This is a genomic window from Planococcus shenhongbingii (genome assembly GCF_030413635.1).
GTDB classification, from domain to species: Bacteria; Bacillota; Bacilli; order Bacillales_A; family Planococcaceae; genus Planococcus; species Planococcus shenhongbingii.
On record NZ_CP129235.1, the window covers coordinates 2797619 to 2815438 of the forward strand.

Annotated in this window: 16 protein-coding genes; 4 read left to right on the plus strand and 12 right to left on the minus strand. The window is 43.2% G+C overall.

What is annotated here, in order from left to right:
• Window positions 1-132: 132 nt before the first annotated feature.
• The 5 genes from opp4A to QWY16_RS13855 form a co-directional block, all read right to left on the minus strand.
• Entirely contained in the window at window positions 133-1863 is a 1731-nt protein-coding gene (gene opp4A / locus QWY16_RS13835) for an oligopeptide ABC transporter substrate-binding protein (RefSeq protein ID WP_300989806.1), read from the minus strand.
• Between the two features lie 11 nt (window positions 1864-1874).
• Window positions 1875-2900 carry an ABC transporter ATP-binding protein gene (locus tag QWY16_RS13840; RefSeq protein WP_300989807.1) on the minus strand — a complete coding sequence of 342 codons (1026 nt, stop codon included), beginning with the start codon at window positions 2898-2900 and terminating at the stop codon, window positions 1875-1877.
• Entirely contained in the window at window positions 2897-3943 is a 1047-nt protein-coding gene (locus tag QWY16_RS13845; RefSeq protein WP_300989808.1) for an ABC transporter ATP-binding protein, read from the minus strand. Before QWY16_RS13845 ends, QWY16_RS13840 begins: the two co-directional genes overlap by 4 nt.
• Before the next feature lie 245 nt (window positions 3944-4188).
• The gene (fabF, locus tag QWY16_RS13850; protein ID WP_300989809.1) at window positions 4189-5430 is read right to left on the minus strand and encodes a beta-ketoacyl-ACP synthase II; all 1242 of its coding nucleotides are present in this window, start codon (window positions 5428-5430) and stop codon (window positions 4189-4191) included.
• Window positions 5431-5457: 27 nt separating this feature from the next.
• A complete protein-coding gene (locus QWY16_RS13855) occupies window positions 5458-6390 on the minus strand; it encodes a beta-ketoacyl-ACP synthase III (RefSeq protein WP_300989810.1) in 933 nt (310 codons plus the stop codon).
• Window positions 6391-6576: 186 nt separating this feature from the next.
• Here QWY16_RS13855 and QWY16_RS13860 point away from each other — a divergent pair, with 186 nt between their 5' ends.
• Window positions 6577-6762 (plus strand): YjzD family protein, encoded by a 186-nt coding sequence (locus QWY16_RS13860; RefSeq protein WP_300989811.1) that lies wholly within the window; start codon window positions 6577-6579, stop codon window positions 6760-6762.
• 32 nt (window positions 6763-6794) lie between these two features.
• On the opposite strand, the gene QWY16_RS13865 is transcribed toward QWY16_RS13860, so the two are convergent.
• From QWY16_RS13865 to QWY16_RS13875, 3 genes are all read right to left on the minus strand, one after another.
• Complete coding sequence (locus QWY16_RS13865) at window positions 6795-8930, minus strand: ATP-dependent Clp protease ATP-binding subunit (protein WP_300989812.1); 2136 nt, start codon at window positions 8928-8930, stop codon at window positions 6795-6797.
• A 127-nt stretch (window positions 8931-9057) separates the two neighbouring features.
• On the minus strand, window positions 9058-9366 hold the full coding sequence (locus QWY16_RS13870) for a metal-sulfur cluster assembly factor (protein ID WP_146495978.1): 309 nt from the start codon (window positions 9364-9366) through the stop codon (window positions 9058-9060).
• Between the two features lie 66 nt (window positions 9367-9432).
• Entirely contained in the window at window positions 9433-10200 is a 768-nt protein-coding gene (locus QWY16_RS13875) for a prolyl oligopeptidase family serine peptidase (protein ID WP_300989813.1), read from the minus strand.
• A gap of 173 nt (window positions 10201-10373) precedes the next feature.
• On the opposite strand from QWY16_RS13875, the gene QWY16_RS13880 reads away from it, so the two are divergent.
• The 3 genes from QWY16_RS13880 to QWY16_RS13890 are packed head-to-tail and all read left to right on the plus strand — an operon-like array spanning window position 10374 to window position 13397.
• Window positions 10374-11183 (plus strand): Cof-type HAD-IIB family hydrolase, encoded by an 810-nt coding sequence (locus QWY16_RS13880; protein WP_300989814.1) that lies wholly within the window; start codon window positions 10374-10376, stop codon window positions 11181-11183.
• Window positions 11184-11197: 14 nt separating this feature from the next.
• Window positions 11198-12052 carry a DegV family protein gene (locus tag QWY16_RS13885; protein WP_300989815.1) on the plus strand — a complete coding sequence of 285 codons (855 nt, stop codon included), beginning with the start codon at window positions 11198-11200 and terminating at the stop codon, window positions 12050-12052.
• A gap of 10 nt (window positions 12053-12062) precedes the next feature.
• Complete coding sequence (locus tag QWY16_RS13890; protein ID WP_436837144.1) at window positions 12063-13397, plus strand: CoA-disulfide reductase; 1335 nt, start codon at window positions 12063-12065, stop codon at window positions 13395-13397.
• Between the two features lie 80 nt (window positions 13398-13477).
• Here QWY16_RS13890 and QWY16_RS13895 read toward each other — a convergent pair whose 3' ends face one another.
• From QWY16_RS13895 to QWY16_RS13910, 4 genes are all read right to left on the minus strand, one after another.
• A complete protein-coding gene (locus QWY16_RS13895; RefSeq protein WP_300989817.1) occupies window positions 13478-14929 on the minus strand; it encodes an alpha-amylase family glycosyl hydrolase in 1452 nt (483 codons plus the stop codon).
• 320 nt (window positions 14930-15249) lie between these two features.
• Window positions 15250-15621: a YisL family protein gene (locus QWY16_RS13900; protein ID WP_300989818.1), complete on the minus strand. Its 372-nt coding sequence runs from the start codon at window positions 15619-15621 to the stop codon at window positions 15250-15252.
• A 69-nt stretch (window positions 15622-15690) separates the two neighbouring features.
• Complete coding sequence (locus tag QWY16_RS13905) at window positions 15691-16590, minus strand: fumarylacetoacetate hydrolase family protein (protein ID WP_300989819.1); 900 nt, start codon at window positions 16588-16590, stop codon at window positions 15691-15693.
• 43 nt (window positions 16591-16633) lie between these two features.
• Window positions 16634-17812 carry a DUF418 domain-containing protein gene (locus QWY16_RS13910; protein ID WP_300989820.1) on the minus strand — a complete coding sequence of 393 codons (1179 nt, stop codon included), beginning with the start codon at window positions 17810-17812 and terminating at the stop codon, window positions 16634-16636.
• Window positions 17813-17820: the final 8 nt, after the last annotated feature.

Consider the following 17820-nt stretch of genomic DNA (forward strand, 5'->3'; position numbering starts at 1 on the left):
AATCTTGGCTGTGCTCTCCGGCACGGTAAGAGCTGCTTTTCTTAAAGCATTCCTTACCGTGCATAAGAGCATCAATATAATCATTCAACGATGGACCTCTTTCTGCCCATCGTTGAATGTCTTGTTGAATATTTATTTTTTTACAAACCATTTAGCAGGGCTGTTTGAACCGGATACATCATACTCCGTTCCGCCTACACGCTTGTTTAAAGCCACAATTTCTTCAAGTTCCGCAATATAGAGCATTGGAACTTCTTCGTTAACTATTTTCTGCCACTCAATATATAAATCAGCACGTTTCTGTTGGTCAGTGCCAACGATGTCAATATTTAAAGCATCATCAAGCAATTTATCCGCTTCCGGGTTATTGTAGCGAGTGTAGTTCCACAATTGATCTGCTTTCCAAGTAGCTGATGGATCTGGATCTGACCCTGTCGACCAGCCGCCAAAGAACGTTTCCATTGATGGATCGTCTTTTTCAAGCATTTCATAATAGAGATTGACTTCTACCATTTCCAGTTCTGATTGAATGCCTACTTCTTCCCAGTACTGAGTGATTGCTTGTGCACGAGGCTCGAATGTCGGGTTTCCTGTTGCATAATGAGAGAATTTCACGACGAATTCATCGCCGTTCGGATCTTCACGGAAACCGTCGCCATTGGTGTCTACATACCCAGCTGCATCAAGAAGTTCTTTCGCTTTTTCCGGATCGTAATCATATGTGTTCAAGTCGCTGTCATCAGCTGCATTCCAATGTGAAGTCGGAACCGGCTTGTTTACAACTTTCGCATAACCGAAGAAGAAAGCGTCAGCCCATTCCTGGCGGTTGATGGCATACATCATCGCTTGGCGAAGTTCTTTGCTTTGGTATTTCGGCAGTTCTTCAGAGATTGTCTGTTTAGCGTTATCAAATTTGCCAAGTTTGAATCCTACATAATAATAAGAAAGCCCGGGATACGTAATGATGTCCACGTTTTCCAATGGCTCCACTTCCGGTCCGGAAACCGGCTGAAGGGAAATCATATCCACATCGCCGTTTTGCAATGCGCCAACTACTGAAGAGTTGTCGATTACACGGACAATGATTTTATCCAAGTTCACATCGCCATTCCAGTATTCATCAAATCTGGATAATTCAACAGATTCACCTGGCACGATTTTGTCCACTTTAAATGGCCCGATGCCAATTGGCGTAGTGCGCACCCATTCAGATGCTGACATTTCAGCAACCGGGACATCTCCAAGCACCGATTCCGGAAGAGGGTATGGCCAAAGGTTTGTCAAATTGTTTACGCGCGCTTCATCAAAAGTGATGTTGATCTCATGATCATTCACAACTTCAACTCCGGAAATCGTGTCAGCTTTTCCGCTCCGGAAAGCTTCGGCTCCTTCAATTGTCTGGACGTTTGAATAGCGTGGGCCGTCATAATCCGGACTTGCGATTGTTTCAAAAGCGAATACCCAATCATTGACTGTCAGTTCTTCGCCGTTATGCCATTTCACGCCTTCTTTAAACTTGAAGTTAAACACTTTATTGTCTTCTGTTGTCCATGAAGCTACGTTGGGTTGCGGTTCAAGTTTTTCATTGTAGTCAATCAGTGCCTCATCAAAAAGACCGATGACTTCTGCATCTGTAGCAATGCCATAAAACGCTGAGTTAAATAACCCTTCAGGAGGGGCATCGATTCCATAGACCATTGTGCCGCCTTTTTGAGGCTCTCCTTCAGCTGTCGCAGAATCCTTGCTGTCGTCTGTTGATGAATCATCTTTTGACGCATCTCCATCACTTCCGCTGCAAGCCGCTAAAAATGCTGCTAATGTTAAGAACATTGCGATGAGCCAGAACCGCTTGTTGTTTTTCATCTTTTTCCCCCCTAAATTTTTTCGGCTTCATACAGAACACATGCAACATGATGTCCCGGGCGCACTTCTTTTAATGGTGGCTTTTCTTTCGAGCAGATATCCATTGCCATTGGACAGCGCGTATGGAACGGGCATCCGGATGGCGGGTTTTGCGGACTCGGTACATCTCCTTGCAATACAATCCGCTCTTTCTTGATCGCCGTATTCGGTTCCGGGATCGCGGAAATCAAAGCTTGCGTGTACGGGTGCAACGGTTCTCTGTACAAATCTCTATTTGAAGCAAGCTCAACGAGATTGCCCAAATACATCACACCGATTCGATCGCTCATATGCTTGACCACGCTAAGGTCGTGCGCGATAAACAGATAAGTTAAATCAAGTTCCTTTTGCAGATCTTTCAGCAGATTCAATACCTGTGACTGCACTGAAACGTCCAATGCGGAAACCGGCTCATCAGCCACAATCAGTTTAGGGTTCAGCGCAAGAGCACGGGCAATTCCGATACGCTGACGCTGTCCGCCAGAAAATTCATGGGCATATTTGTAATATGCTTCTTCTGGAAGTCCAACGCGGGTCAATAAAGATTTAATCTCCTGTTCCAGCTCTTTTTTATTGCGTTTTTCGTAATTGAGAATCGGCTCGGCAATTATATCCCCGACCATTTGCATCGGGTTCAGGGAAGCATAGGGATCTTGGAAAACCATTTGAAAATTCCTGCGTGCTTTTTGAAGTTTGGTCCCTGTCACTTTCGTGATATCTTTTCCTTCAAACAGTATTTTGCCGTCTGTCGGCTTAAGAAGCCGCAAAATTGTCCGGCCGGTCGTTGATTTTCCACAGCCGGATTCCCCTACAAGCCCAAAAGTTTCCCCTTTTCGAATAGTAAAAGACACATCATCGACCGCTTTTACATTGCCAATGACTCGCTTAAAAAAGCCGCCAGTCACCGGATAATAGGTTTTAAGGTTCTGGATTTCCAACAGGACCTCGCGGTTTTCCAGACGATCAATTCTTTCTTGTATAAAATCTCGTGTTGTCATAAAACTGTAGCCCTTTCTTTTTTGGGTTTTTGCTCTTCTGGCCAGCTTTCGTTGTAAAGAAGGCAAGCGGCTTCATGCCCCGGCACAACTTCCCTAAGCTGCGGAGTTACAGTCATGCATTCCGGCATAGCTTTTGGGCAGCGGTTCGAAAACCTGCAGCCGACTTGAGGCATATTTGTAATAGAAGGAACCAGCCCCTCTATTGTTGCCAGCTTCTCCACATCTTCATCCATTTTCGGAATTGCTTTCATTAATAATTGCGTGTATGGATGTTTCGGGTTGTTAAAGAGCTCATCCACTGTTGCCCGTTCTGCAATTTTCCCAGCGTACATAACCAGGACTTCATCACAAATCTCTGCTACTACTCCCAGATCATGCGTAATTAGAATGATGGACATGTCATTTGTTTCCTGGATTCCTTTCAGCAATTCTAAAATTTGTGCCTGCACCGTCACATCCAGTGCAGTGGTGGGTTCATCCGCAATCAGCAATTTTGGCTGGCAGGCAATCGCAATGGCAATCATCACCCGCTGTCTCATTCCTCCCGACAATTGGTGAGGGTATTCATTGACGATTTTGTCAGCCCGCGGGATGCCGACGCTTCTCAATAGTGAAATTGACCGCAGGCGCGCTTCTTTTTTCGAAATCTTTTCATGGTTCAATATCACTTCTTCAATCTGGTAGCCAATTGTGAATACCGGATTCAAAGAAGTCATCGGCTCTTGAAAAATCATGGAAATGTCTTTTCCACGAAGCTTGTTCATCTTTTTATCCGAAAATCTTGAAATGTCCTCCCCTTCAAATACAATTTGGCCTTCTCGGATTTCGCCAACCCCTGGTGGCAGCAATTGCATGATAGATAGCGACATGACGCTTTTCCCACAACCAGATTCGCCTACAACTCCCACAATTCTTTTCCTTTTTACTTCAAACGAAACCCCGTCGACTGCGTTGTAAAATTTTCCATCTATTTTGAAACCAGTATGAAGATTTTTTACATGAAGAAGGGGTTCTGTCTTGTTGGACAAGTGGTGGATTACCATATGGACACCTCTGAATTCTTTTTATTCTGATAACTCATATTAAATTAAAGTTTATTACAAAAACATTACATATACAATAGATTTTTTGTAATTTTAGTAATCATTAATGCTTCCCGCAAAAAATAGCAGTTATATAGTTTTACTTTTCTAAACGACCAGCTGACTTCGTATTTTAAAATTGATTTTCTTGGCCAATAAAAAAACCCCCAGATTAAACTATTCTGGGGGTCTAAATTCGTTGTGAATTATTCTTCTATTTTTTTAAAGACTAAAGAAGCGTTATGTCCGCCAAAGCCAAGTGAATTGCTCATCGCATACGTAAAGTCAGCTTTACGGGCTTCGTTTGCGACATAATCCAAATCGCATTCTTCGTCCGGCGTTTCATAGTTGATCGTTGGAGGCATAATGCCTTCTTTTAAAGCTAAAGCAGTGAAAATGGCTTCCACTCCGCCGGCAGCTCCAAGCAGATGCCCGGTCATCGACTTTGTAGAGCTCATCCCTAAGTTATAAGCATGTTCTCCAAATACGGTTTTAACAGCCATCGTTTCAAAAAGATCATTATATGGCGTACTTGTGCCGTGGGCATTAATATAGCCAATCTCCGTAGCTTCCACTCCGCCGTCTTCAAGCGCTTGGGCCATTGCACGCGCTGCCCCTTCTCCGCCTGGAGCCGGAGCAGTAATATGGTGTGCATCTCCTGTCGAGCCGTAACCTACCAGTTCAGCGTAGATCTTGGCGCCACGAGCTTTAGCATGTTCATATTCCTCTAGAATGACAATGCCCGCTCCTTCTCCGATAACAAAACCATCGCGGTTTTTGTCAAAAGGACGAGACGCCGTTGAAATGTCTTCATTTGTAGTCAATGCCGTATTTGCTGTAAATCCAGCAACTGATAATCGCGTAATAGGCGCTTCCGCTCCACCAGAAATCATTACATCTGCATCTCCGCGCTGAATTACTTTAAAGGCATCTCCGATTGAATTCGTTCCAGATGCACAGGCAGTCACGGAACAAGAATTAATCGCCTTAGCTCCGAAATAAATTGATACTTGACCCGATGCCATATCCGGAATAATCATTGGAACAAAAAACGGGCTGATGCGGCGAACTCCGCGGCTATTTAAAATATCCATCTGGTTTTCAATTGTTTCCATCCCGCCGATTCCTGATCCAATCCAAACGCCAGTTCGAAGAGCGGTTTTTTCATCCAGTTCCAATCCTGCATCTTTCATCGCCATAATTGAAGAAGCTAAAGCATAATGTGTAAAACGGTCCATTTTCCGTGCTTCTTTTTTCTCTATATAATCTTCGATCGAAAAATCTTTAACTTCTGCAGCTACTTTTGCCGGATATTGATCGGCATCCAATCTTGTTAATGGGCCTACTCCGGATTTTCCGGCTTTTAAGGATTCCCATGTAGTTTCAATATTATTGCCTAACGGGGTTACAGCCCCAACTCCTGTAATCACTACTCGACGATTTGCCATTCTATCTTCTTCCTTTCGCATAAACAGTTATTTGCCCCATCTCATTGCCACTGCGCCCCAAGTCAATCCGCCGCCAAAGCCAACCATCACGATTACATCATCCTCTTTGATTCTGCCTTCTTCGACATCTTCCACTAATGAAATTGGAATAGAGGCTGCAGATGTGTTGCCATATTTATGGATTGTCTTCGACATTTTTTCAACTGGAAGCTCTAAACGGGTTCTGGACGCTTCCATAATGCGGATATTCGCTTGGTGCGGAATCAGGAAATCCACATCTTCTTTGGTAAGCCCAGCTTTTTCGATTACATTGACTGCTGATTCACCCATTTGGCGGACAGCAAATTTGAACACTTCGCGGCCATTCATCACCAGGTATTCATCCTGGTACAGATGTTTTCCTCCAGTGCCATCTGCTCCAAGTTCAAAAGAAAGAATGCCACGTCCTTCCGACACTTTTCCAAGAACAGCAGCTCCTGCCCCGTCTCCGAAAAGCACAGCGGTATTGCGGTCTTCCCAATTGGTGATTTTCGATAATTTTTCTACACCGATAACCAATATATATTTATAAACATCAGAGTCAATAAATTGTTTTGCAGTAACGAGTCCGTACATAAAGCCTGCACAGGCAGCCGACAGATCCATTGCTGCAGCATTTACAGCCCCTAACTCTTGCTGGATGGTACAGGCCATTGAAGGAAAAGGCTGATCCGGCGTCACGGTTGCAACCAAAATCATGCCAATCTCTGCCGGATCGATTGCAGCATCTTCAATGGCTTTTTTTGCTGCTGCCAGAGCCATATGAGAGGTATCCTGATCGTCTTTCGCAATCCGGCGCTCTTCGATTCCTGTCATGGTACGAATCCATTCATTTGAAGTATCCATGCGCTTTTCCAAATCGAAATTCGTTAGTTTATCTTCAGGCAGACATCTGCCTATGCCGATAATTCCTGCATTCATTATTGGTCCCTCTTTTCAATTAACATCAATTATTAGTACCTGGTAATAATAATACGCCTTTTGTAGATTTTTTTCAACTCACTGACATACTTCCGACAAATTATTTTTAAAAAAGCCAAACTTTCTTTCTGTCCAGGAAGCGGTATGATATGATAAAAGAAGATATCTTATGTTGAGGTGAAATTGATGCAATATATTGGAACATTCTTATGGTCATTTTTATTAATTTCTTTATTGAACTATGTTGTAAGTGCTGTCCAAAACGTACCTTTCGACTTTATGATGGGCGTTTATATTTCTATTGGAGTTTCTATCCTGATTTTCGTAATTTCATCGATTATTCCGGATGAACCGACACCTGAAAAACATTAATGATAAAAAAGAAGCGTAATCCGAAATCCGGATTACGCTTCTTTTTTATTTATGATCAAGTTTGAACCATCCATAGCTAAATGCAAAACAGCATTTGGAGCGATATCACCTTTAATCAACTCACGTGCTATTTTTGTTTCAATTTCACGCTGGATAAACCGTTTTAATGGCCGTGCGCCGAATACCGGATCGGTTCCCGCTGCAATAATGTAGTCGATGACTGAATCATCCACCTCCAGCACAAGCTGCTGCTGTTTCATACGGTTCGCCAGTTCGGCGAGCATTTTCTTAGCAATTCCATAGAAATGGCTATTGTTAAGTGAATGGAAGATGACGATGTCATCAATCCGGTTCAGCAATTCCGGTTTAAAGTGCTTGCGCAGTTCCGCCATTACAATGTCCTCAATATCATGTTCGGTATTTTCAACCCCAATATAAGCAGAACCGATATTCGAAGTCATGATGACGACGGTATTGGAGAAATTCACGAGCCGGCCTTGGCTGTCTGTGATTCGTCCATCGTCCAGGATCTGCAGCAGAATATTCGCGACATCCGGATGTGCTTTTTCAATTTCATCAAGCAGCACAACTGAATAAGGATTGCGTCTGACAGCTTCCGTCAACTGGCCGCCTTCTTCGTAGCCAATATAGCCTGGAGGTGCACCGACGAGGCGGGAAACGCTATGCTTTTCCATATACTCCGACATATCAATGCGGATAAAATGGTCTTCCGAATCAAAAAGATTAGCGGCCAGTGATTTTGCCAGTTCCGTTTTACCAACCCCGGTCGGTCCCAGAAAGATAAAGGAGCCAATCGGCTTATGCTCATCTTTGATGCCTGCCCGGGCTCGCCAGACGGCTTCTGTCACCAGTTCAACTGCCCGGTCCTGGCCGATTACGCGTTCTCTTAATGTGTCACCGAGCCGCAATAATTTCTCACGCTCGCCTTCAACCAGTTTCGTTACTGGGATTCCTGTCCATCTCGCAACGATTCCGGCAATTTCGTCGTCTGTCACTTCTTCACGCAAAAGCCGTGCTGCCCCGTCTTTTTTCAGTTCTGTTTCCAGAGCAGCAAGTTCTTTTTCGAGTTCCGGAATTTTGCCGTGGCGCAGCACTGCAGCGGCATTCAAATCGTATTTGTTTTCCGCATCTTCCAACTGTCTGCGATATAGATCCAATTTCTCTCGTTTTTCCTGAATTTTTTTCAGCGATTCTTTTTCCGCTTTCCATTGCTGCTGCATGCCGGAAGAGGATTCTTTCAGCTCGGCAATTTCTTTGCGCAGCGTCTCCAACCGGGTTTGGCTCGCGGTGTCTTTTTCTTTCATTAACGCTTGTTCTTCGATTTCCAACTGCATCAAGCGCCGGGTTACTTCATCAAGTTCCTGCGGCATTGAATCGATTTCCGTCCGGATCATAGCACATGCCTCGTCGATCAAATCGATCGCTTTGTCCGGCAAAAAGCGTTCAGTGATATAACGGTCCGACATAGCCGCCGCCGCTACAATAGCCCGGTCATGGATGCGGACTCCGTGATGCAATTCAAAACGCTCTTTTAATCCTCTCAAAATGGAAACTGTATCTTCAACAGAAGGTTCGCGGACCATTACCTGCTGGAAACGGCGCTCAAGCGCCGGGTCTTTTTCAATGTTCATCCGATATTCATCCAGTGTAGTTGCACCAATACAGTATAGTTCCCCTCGTGCCAGCATCGGTTTCAGCATATTGCCGGCATCCATGGCTCCTTCAGTTCTTCCTGCACCAACGATTGTATGAATTTCATCTATGAATAGAATAATTTGTCCTTCACTGTCTTTAACTTGTTTTAAAACGCTTTTTAAGCGCTCTTCAAATTCTCCCCGGTACTTGGCACCCGCAATCAATGCACTCATATCGAGTTCGTAAATGGTCCGGTTCTTCAAACCTTCTGGCACGTCATTGCGGACAATCCGCTGTGCAAGCCCCTCTACAATGGCTGTTTTACCGACACCAGGTTCACCGATTAAAACCGGATTGTTTTTTGTTTTGCGTGATAAAATACGGATAACATTACGGATTTCCTGGTCCCTGCCGATCACAGGATCCATTTTTCCGCTCTTGGCTTGCTCCACCATATTTCGGCCATATTGCTCTAATGGCGATTTTTGTTCTTGATTTGCAAATTGAACCATTTTTTTCACTCCTTTAAGAGTTTGACCTTTATTGACCAATTAAATTATATGAAATTCCGTCCGAAATGGCAAACAATAAGCAATAAAAAAAACCCAAGGAATTTGTTAATTCCTTGGGTTTTATTCATTAGCGTACTCCGAGTGCCATTTTCGCATAACGGGACATTTTGTCTTTACCCCATACTGGCTGCCAAACGATTTTCACATCGACTTCGCTTACTTCCGGCAATTCGTATAAAGCGTGTTTAACCATATCCACAATTTGAGGTCCCATTGGGCATCCCATTGAAGTTAAAGTCATTGTTACAACTGTAAAGCCTTCTTCCGACATATCAACATCATAGACAAGGCCCAAGTTTACAATATCAACCCCTAATTCAGGGTCAATAACTTGCTCTAAAGCCCCCATAATACTGTCTCTCATATCTTGATCCATAAGAATCCCTCCCTTATCTGCTCTTTCCATCTTAACAAACTTTCAGCGGAAATGAAATTCCTCTGCTTAATGTGCGATATGCCGAGCGAGCCATTCGGTGGCCGCAAGCATTCCCGGCCGGCTTACGGCGTGCCCTGCCTCTCGTTCGTTCATAAAATGAAGATGCTCCGGCACTTCTTCGTAATCTTCTTTTAGCGCTTTAAAGAAACTGTATGTCGGGCTGAATGGCACTGTCGTATCTTGTTCGCCATGCCAAAAGAAGATTGGGCGCTTGTTGAGAATTCCTTTGTTTTTCGTTGCATCAAATTGCTCCAGCGTGGACAGCATCTGTTTCCGCTCTTCATCCGTAATTGGCAATTTAAATCCTTTTGATTCAAATTGAGCCATTTGGGCTTTTGCCAACTGAACATAATTCGCTGCTCCCATCATAACCGCCGCCGCCTTAATCCAAGGATAAACAGTCAAAGCGCCAAGTGTCGTGATTCCCCCCATTGAAGTCCCGCCAACACCGATTTCACCTTTCGCCAATTGCTTTTCGTGAATCTTTTCGTGTATGTATGCCAATTCTTCAATTGAAGTCAAGACAATTTCCCAAAATCTTAAACTCATTTGGACTTCATCAAGTCCTTCTTCCCGTTCGCCATGCAAGAGAGCGTCAGGCAGAAGCACACGCATCCCTTTTTCGGCCATTTGATAGGCATAATGAAGATTATGTTCTTTTGCACTCATATGTCCATGGAAAAACACTGCAGTTGGCAGACTTTCATCTTTTCTTCCCTCCGGATATACATGGAGCAATGGGATTTCATTCCATACTTCGCGTTCTGCTATCATTTACTTCACTTCCTTTATATATATATCGTAACAATGTTCAAGAAAGTCGGCAAACAATGTGAAACTTTACTGTTTTTTATATGAATGCCCTGGAAATATTTCGTTAAGTTTTTTGACGAAACACTTCTATTATCGCTACACTATAGCTAGAGAGAGAAAGGAGACGGAATATCATGAAACAACATTTAATTGTCCTGGATCTAGATGGGACGCTATTAACCGATCAGAAAGTCATTTCAGAAAAAACAAAACAAACTTTAAGAAAAGCGCTGATGGCAGGGCATCAAGTAATGATTGCTACTGGCCGCCCTTACCGTTCAAGCGAACCTTATTATAAAGAATTGGGACTGACTACACCTATCGTCAATTTCAACGGGGCATTCGTCCATCATCCAACAGATAATAATTGGGGCATTTACCACACACCGATTTCATTGGATGTGGTCCATGAAGTGGTGGAATCTATGCATGATTTCAATTTCCACAATATTGTTGCGGAAGTGCTGGACGATGTATATGTCCATCACCATGATGAGAAATTAATGGACATCTTCAAATTTGGAGATCCGGCTATTACGACTGGCGATTTGCGAAATTACTTGAAAGTGGATCCAACTTCCATGCTGATTCATGCACCTTATGAAAAAGTCGGCCTGATTCACGATCATTTGAACTCGGTACATGCCGAAGTTATCGATCACCGTAGATGGGGTGCTCCTTGGCATGTAATCGAAATTGTTAAAAGCGGCATGAACAAAGCGGTCGGACTTGATCGTGTTTCGAAATCCCTTGGTATTTCCCGGGAAAACATTATTGCTTTTGGTGATGAAGACAATGATCTGGAAATGATTGAATTTGCAGGAACAGGAGTGGCAATGGGAAATGCCATCGATTCCTTGAAAAATATTGCGAATGAAATCACGCTGACGAATAATGAAGATGGCATTGCTGAGCTGCTGATTGACCGCTTAAAACTAAAATAAAAAGGAGGCTTTACATGAGACTATTTGCCGACAGTGCATCTGATTTGCCGAAACAATTTTTCGAGGATGAAAACCTTGTTTTATTCCCTCTCCGGGTTCATATCGGAGACAAAGATTATGATGATATCCGTGGCATCGATTCGAAAAAAGTGTTCGATGCCATTCGTTCGGGTACTCATCCAAAAACATCTCAAGTCTCCCCGGAGGAAGTGCTCAAAGCTTTTGAGCAATTGGCAAAAGACGGAGAGGAAGGCTATTACATCTCTTTTTCTTCCGAATTATCGGGTACATACAGTACCGCCGTCATGGTGGCAGATCAAGTGCGGGAAGAATATCCTGACTTGAAGTTAACCATTCTGGATTCGAAAGCCGCATCACTCGGATACGGTATGCTTGTAAAAGAAGCAGCTCGGCTTCGTTCCGCCGGACATCCCTTAAATGAAATAATTGAAAAGACGCGCTTGATGGCTGAACACATGCAAAGCCTTTTTACGGTTGAAGATTTGGATTATATGGCAAAAGGAGGCCGTATTTCCAAAGGAAGTGCCTTTGTCGGTGGATTACTGAATATCAAACCGCTGCTTCATGTGGAAGAAGGCAAACTAGTGCCCATTGAAAAATTACGGGGGCGTAAAAAAGTAATCAAGCGCATGGTTGAATTGATGCGCGAACGGGGAACCGATTGGAGTGGACAGACAGTTTCCATCAGCCACGGAGATGATTTGGAATATGCACACCTCTTAAAAAAGGAAATTGAAGAAAATCTGCACCCTAAACAAGTCGAGATCTATATGATTGGTTCGGTAATTGCCGCTCACACCGGACCCGGAACTTTGGCTGTGTTTTTTCTGGATCAAATAAAAGCGTGAGGTGATTTCTTTGAGCAAAATAGTAATTGTGGGAGCTGTTGGAGGAGGCGCAACGGTTGCTGGCCAAATCCGGTTCTACGATAAAAACGCTGAAATCACGATCTTTGACCGTGATTCAACGATGTCCTATGCCGCCTGCGGCACTCCTTATGCAATCGGAAACGTTATCGAAGATCCTTCTTCGCTGCTTATGACAGATCCTCAGCAATTCAAAAAAGAACGCAATATCAATGTTTTCCTGAAACATGAAGTGCTGGAAATACAACGTGATAACAAACAATTGCTTGTTAAAGATTTGAATACCGGCAAGCAATTCACCGAATCCTATGATACATTGATTCTGGCGCCAGGCGGTTCTGCCATGGTGCCTGAAATTGAGGGGCTGGACTCTGCGAAGGTCTTTGTATTGCGGAGTTACGACGACATGCAAAAAATCAGCAAGTTTATTGACGCCAACAATCCCGCCAGTTGCGTAATTTCAGGCGCCGGTTTTATCGGCTTGGAAATGGCCGAAAATTTAAAGGCTTTAGGCCTCAAAGTTCAGCTAGTACATAAATCCGGCCAGGTCATGTCGATTTTGGATTCCGATATTTCTCAATTGATAGAAGCTGAACTGCAGGCTAATGAGGTACAGTTATTTAAAGAGACCGTCATTACAAAAGCCGATTCCGCTTCAGTGGAACTGTCCAATGGCATGCGCTTGCAGGCTGATTTTATCATCATGAGCATCGGAATAAAACCGAATACCGAATTAGCTGAAAAAGCCGGGCTTCCTATTGGCGAAACTGGAGGCATTATGACAAATGAGTTTATGCAGACGATAGACCCCTCCATTTTTGCTCTCGGGGATGCATCTGAGAATACGGATATGGTCACCGGTGATCCTAAACGGATCCCTCTTGCTTGGCCAGCACATAGGCAAGCCTTCCTGATCGCTCAATACTTGACAGGCAATGCCATTCCTAAAAAAGGTTTGCTCGGAACATCTGTCGTTAAAATATTTTCGCTGACGGTGGCGATGACCGGTTTAAACGAACGGACAATCAAAAATAAAGGCATTTCCTATAAAACCGTCATACATCGCGGCAATTCAAATGCCGGGTATTACCCGGACCATGCTAAAATCACGCTCAAAGTCCATTATGATTCGGCCAGCCGAAAAATTCTAGGTGCACAGTGCATCGGCGGAAAAGGCGTCGATAAAAGGATTGATGTCCTTGTCACGGCCATTTATGCAGGATTGACGATTGATGATCTGCAAGCTTTGGAATTGAGCTATGCTCCACCTTATTCTTCACCAAAAGATCCGATCAATATGGCCGGTTACAAAGCATTCAGCAAATAACTGCTATCATTGAATTTCCAAATTACCATTTAAATAAAAAGGAAACCACTGCTCTTTTGAGGCAGTGGTTTCCTTTTGTCTTATCTAAGCTTTTTAGCTGCTTCGTCTGCTTTCCGCTGTTTCCCTTTTCTCCAAACAATCCAAAGGAATACCATAAAGACAAGATACACTACGGCTAATGCTGCGATATAAGCTTTATTAAAGCCCGTTTCTTCAGTAACATGGAAGGTTTCAGCAATTTCCCGGTCCATAGAAATCCGGTATTCGCCATTTGCTTCCTGGCGTACCCGGTCGCTTTCGAATAATCCCTGCAATTCTTTATCACTGCCTATCACATCAGCTGGTAAATTGATGCTTTTTGTAGAGGAGGTGTTGTTTATAGCGACAATCCAAGTTTCTTTATCGTTAAAACGCTTATAAACGATCCAGCCGTCTTCCTCTATAAGCACTTCAGTTTCTCCGCTGCGCAAAGCTGGAGAAGAGTTGCGGAGTGTATTCAAGTTCGTGATATGATCAATCATTTCTTCATCTACAGCCAAATCCAGGATTTGATGAGACTCAGGGAGAGTTGCACCGTTCATGACGGTTTCCGTGCCATATTGGATTACCGGAATACCCGGCATTGTCAATAATTGCGTTAACATTAAACGCATGCGGGTCGGTGGAAAACCTCTTTCTTCCACTACATCAGCAATAAAACGTGAACTGCGGAGCGAATCCATCCGAATCAAGTTTCCTTCACTTTCTTTCAAAACAGCCGGCATTTTCGAAGTATCCCGATCAAACTGCTTATAAGAGTTCCGAAGGACTTCTTCCGCTCCAGGCAATACAACTGCATCCAGTCCAGGTGCCGGCTTCATTTCCACATCATTTATTAAATAGATATCTCTAATATCTTTCATCGCTTTAGAAAAGTCTTCTATAAAACCGCTATCCAGCCGATCAGCATCTTGCAAACGCAAGCCGTCGACATCATATTGGTTGATAAATTCGCTTAAAGCTAAAATCAATGCTTCTTGAACTTCTGGGTTTGCGGTATCCAACGACAGCGTGCCGTCTTCGTTTCCAGTGAACCATTTCGGATTTTCAGTTGCCCAAATATGATCTTTGCTAACATTTTGAGTCGGAACATCAACCATGACTTTGAGATCCTGTTCATGAACTTCTTTAATCAGGTTTTTCAGTTCTTCTTCTGTACCAAAATGGCGTTCAAGCTGAGTATAATCCAGCACTTGTTTTCCATCATATGTATCCGATGCAAAAACCGGTCCAATCGACAAAAGGGTAAAACCCATTTCTTTTACATGAAGCAGCTGATCGACTATGCCTGCAAAGTCTCCCCCGTTAAAAACCGCCGGATCTAATGCATCTACTTCATAATCATTTTGAATTTGCTTATTAAAGTAACGGTCTACCAAAACATCATATATAATCTCGTCTTCAATCGCCTGCTCTTCTGCAGCTGCAGCCGGCTGAATCGGGCTTAACGCCAGCATTCCTGCCAAAAAGCCTAATATCCATTTTGCTTTCAATCTAAAATCCTCCCTCAATGAGGCGTATTTATTCCGTTCCACCCGGTTAATTTTAACAAAATCACCTCATCACTGCTATGTATAATTCTCGAAACTGCTGCAACCGGCTCTACTTTCGTCTAATCTGTGAATTTCCTCAGAATAGTGAATTCTTTTGTTCGTTTTCTGTATATCTCCTCGTTTTTATTGCTCTAGTCAATTTGCTTCGTAAAAAATTGCCTGAGCGTGCATACCAATTAAATGGCATTTACTGCTTTACTGGTTTATCAAAATCCAGTCGTTTAAAGGCATAAAAAAAAGGCGCCTGAGCGCCAGTTTTTTTAAAAAAGATTTAATCCAATCGGCAATAAGAAACCTAAGAACATGGTAATAAATAGGAATACTGCAAACAACGCCCAGAACATCGTCACAGGCTTCTGTTTTTTCGAACGGACCAGCACCATTTCCATCATACCGATTGTCAGTAAGCCGAAAAGGAACTTCAAGCCGTACATCATAGCATCTGATGAAGAATACGCGATAAACAAAGCCAATCCGGAGATCAAGATTAAAATATAGAACAAGCGAGATACCATGTGCATAATTTTACGGCCTTTGCTCGCAGGGTTCATGAAAGCGGCTATTAAGAATAGCACGATTGCGATGACCCAAGTGGCAATGTGTAAATGTGTAGAGTTAGTTAAAAAGTCCAAACCGTCACCTCATTTAATTTAGTCTTTTCCAGTTTAGCACAACTGGAACGCTAAAAGACATGTTTGCCGTTATGACAAATGTGTGACGAGAGTGCCGATTGACTCGATTGAAACTTTTACAGTATCCCCTGCTTTTAAGAATTTCGGGGGATTAAAGCCTTTGCCGACTCCAGCAGGAGTGCCTGTCAAAATTACATCTCCTGGCTCAAGTGTAATGAATTTGGAGACTTCCGCTATTAAATCATCCACTCGGCGCATCATATCACCCGTGTTGCCATTTTGGCGGACTTCGTCGTTTACTTTTGTGACAATCGACAAATTCTGTGCCTGAGGAATTTCATCTTTTGTTACAAGATAAGGTCCCATTGGGCAAGAGCCTTCCAGGCTTTTGCCTAAAAAGTATTGCTGATGCTTGCTTTGCAGATCACGCGCAGTTAAGTCATTGGCAATCGTATAGCCAAAAACATAGTCATATGCCATTTGTTTGGGAATGGACTTCCCTTTTTTGCTGATGACTACCGCCAATTCGCCTTCGTAGTCGTAGGAATCCGTCACATCACTGTGGACAGATACAGTTTGTTCATCTGCTGCAATGGTTTGCGGCGTTTTTGTAAAAACAACTAAATCTTCAGGCGCTTCTGATCCCATTTCTTTTATATGATCCGCATAATTTTTGCCGATGCAGATAATATTTTTTGGAGTTCTTGATATAGGTGCTAACCATTCGATATCCGAAAAAGAGTGTTTGAATTGCTCAGGGTTTTCGGATTTTGCCGCAACTTCTGTCAACTTGCGAATCTGTTCTACAAATTCCATTCCCTGTGGTACTCCTTCAATCAGCCGTTCGGGGAAAGATGGCAATACTTCAAGTTCTTTCTGAATTGCTAAAACATCCCATACAGCTTCCTCTTTTTTTACTTTTGGACCAAAACGTTCTTCTCCTTCAAATCGAAAAGATAACAGCTTCATTCGTCAAACACTCCTTTTCTTTGATTCCATTTATTATACACATTCAGCGTTTTGAATTGTTGCTTTTTTCTAAATTTCTTCCGTAAGTCATTCTTCTTGATAAATATTCCAGTGGTCCTTGTCCGTATTTTGATAACCAAAGCTCGGCAAAAATCAGCTGTATAGCAAATATCCCCAGCGCAATCCATGTTCCAGTTAAAACATCCACTTGGCCATACAATCCTAATCCATACGAATAAAAGATAAAAGTGGCAATAATGGATTGGCTAAGATAAGTAGTCAACGACATGCGGCCAACTTTTGCAACAGGACTTAAAACCTTCCGCATGCGGCGGCTATCTGCAATCAGCACAATAAGTGCAGCATACCCCATGGCGACAAGCGGTCCTCCGAAAATATCCTGGATGTATCTGAAGGCATAATTATTATCGATTAGAAGCGGTGCCGCTTTTAATAATAAACCGATAATAAGTAAACCGGCCGCAGCGTTAATCCAACTCTTGTGGAAAAGGCCCGCGCGTTCAATCAATCGGACTTTCGCTGCCGCAGCGCCCACCATCAGAAATGGCAAAATAGTGACTATCAGATAAAGATAACCGCTTGGGTTATTGCTATGCATCCAATCAGAAAAACGCTGGCTGAATATATCAGCAAATGTTCCAGTCGGATAAGCAGCAAGTGAACTTTGCACTTCTTGAATGCCTGTGTAGATGTTTGGATCGATTGAAACCGCAATAAACATCAGTCCTAAAAGGAACGCATGCGGAAGGGTATAGATAGCGGCTCCAAGTGCCAGAAGCCATGCCGGACTCAGACGCAGCAATGCCAGCAGGAAAAATCCGGTAACGGCATAAGTGATTAAGATATCACCGTACCAAATTAGAAATGCATGGAGAATACCGAAGCCGAGAAGAATCAGCAGACGCTTTATTGCCACGGGCAGGAAAGGCTGCTGTCTTTCTTGGGCTTTCATGTACTGCATTGCTAAACCATACCCGAATAACATAGAAAATAACGGATAAAAGCTGCCTTGAATAAAGATATCGATAAATCCAAATACTTCTGTATCAAACGGGCCGTCAAACCAAGTATAAGGATCAATATATGAAAACGGCGAATGGAACGCCAGCATATTGATGAGCAGAATCCCCAAAAGCGAAAATCCTCTCATCAAATCAATTGCTTCTATACGTTCATTTAAAGCCACGGGTTGTAATTTCACAAAAATCC

Excerpts from the sequence above, each read along its gene's own strand:
- QWY16_RS13875 (WP_300989813.1), bottom strand. The coding sequence starts at position 10,200 with ATGATAGCAGAACGCGAAGTATGGAATGAAATCCCATTGCTCCATGTA.
- QWY16_RS13855 (WP_300989810.1), bottom strand. The coding sequence starts at position 6,390 with ATGAATGCAGGAATTATCGGCATAGGCAGATGTCTGCCTGAAGATAAA.
- QWY16_RS13885 (WP_300989815.1), top strand. The coding sequence starts at position 11,198 with ATGAGACTATTTGCCGACAGTGCATCTGATTTGCCGAAACAATTTTTC.
- QWY16_RS13860 (WP_300989811.1), top strand. The coding sequence starts at position 6,577 with ATGCAATATATTGGAACATTCTTATGGTCATTTTTATTAATTTCTTTA.
- QWY16_RS13865 (WP_300989812.1), bottom strand. The coding sequence starts at position 8,930 with ATGGTTCAATTTGCAAATCAAGAACAAAAATCGCCATTAGAGCAATAT.
- fabF (WP_300989809.1), bottom strand. The coding sequence starts at position 5,430 with ATGGCAAATCGTCGAGTAGTGATTACAGGAGTTGGGGCTGTAACCCCG.
- QWY16_RS13845 (WP_300989808.1), bottom strand. The coding sequence starts at position 3,943 with ATGGTAATCCACCACTTGTCCAACAAGACAGAACCCCTTCTTCATGTA.
- opp4A (WP_300989806.1), bottom strand. The coding sequence starts at position 1,863 with ATGAAAAACAACAAGCGGTTCTGGCTCATCGCAATGTTCTTAACATTA.
- QWY16_RS13870 (WP_146495978.1), bottom strand. The coding sequence starts at position 9,366 with ATGGATCAAGATATGAGAGACAGTATTATGGGGGCTTTAGAGCAAGTT.
- QWY16_RS13840 (WP_300989807.1), bottom strand. The coding sequence starts at position 2,900 with ATGACAACACGAGATTTTATACAAGAAAGAATTGATCGTCTGGAAAAC.
- QWY16_RS13880 (WP_300989814.1), top strand. The coding sequence starts at position 10,374 with ATGAAACAACATTTAATTGTCCTGGATCTAGATGGGACGCTATTAACC.
- QWY16_RS13905 (WP_300989819.1), bottom strand. The coding sequence starts at position 16,590 with ATGAAGCTGTTATCTTTTCGATTTGAAGGAGAAGAACGTTTTGGTCCA.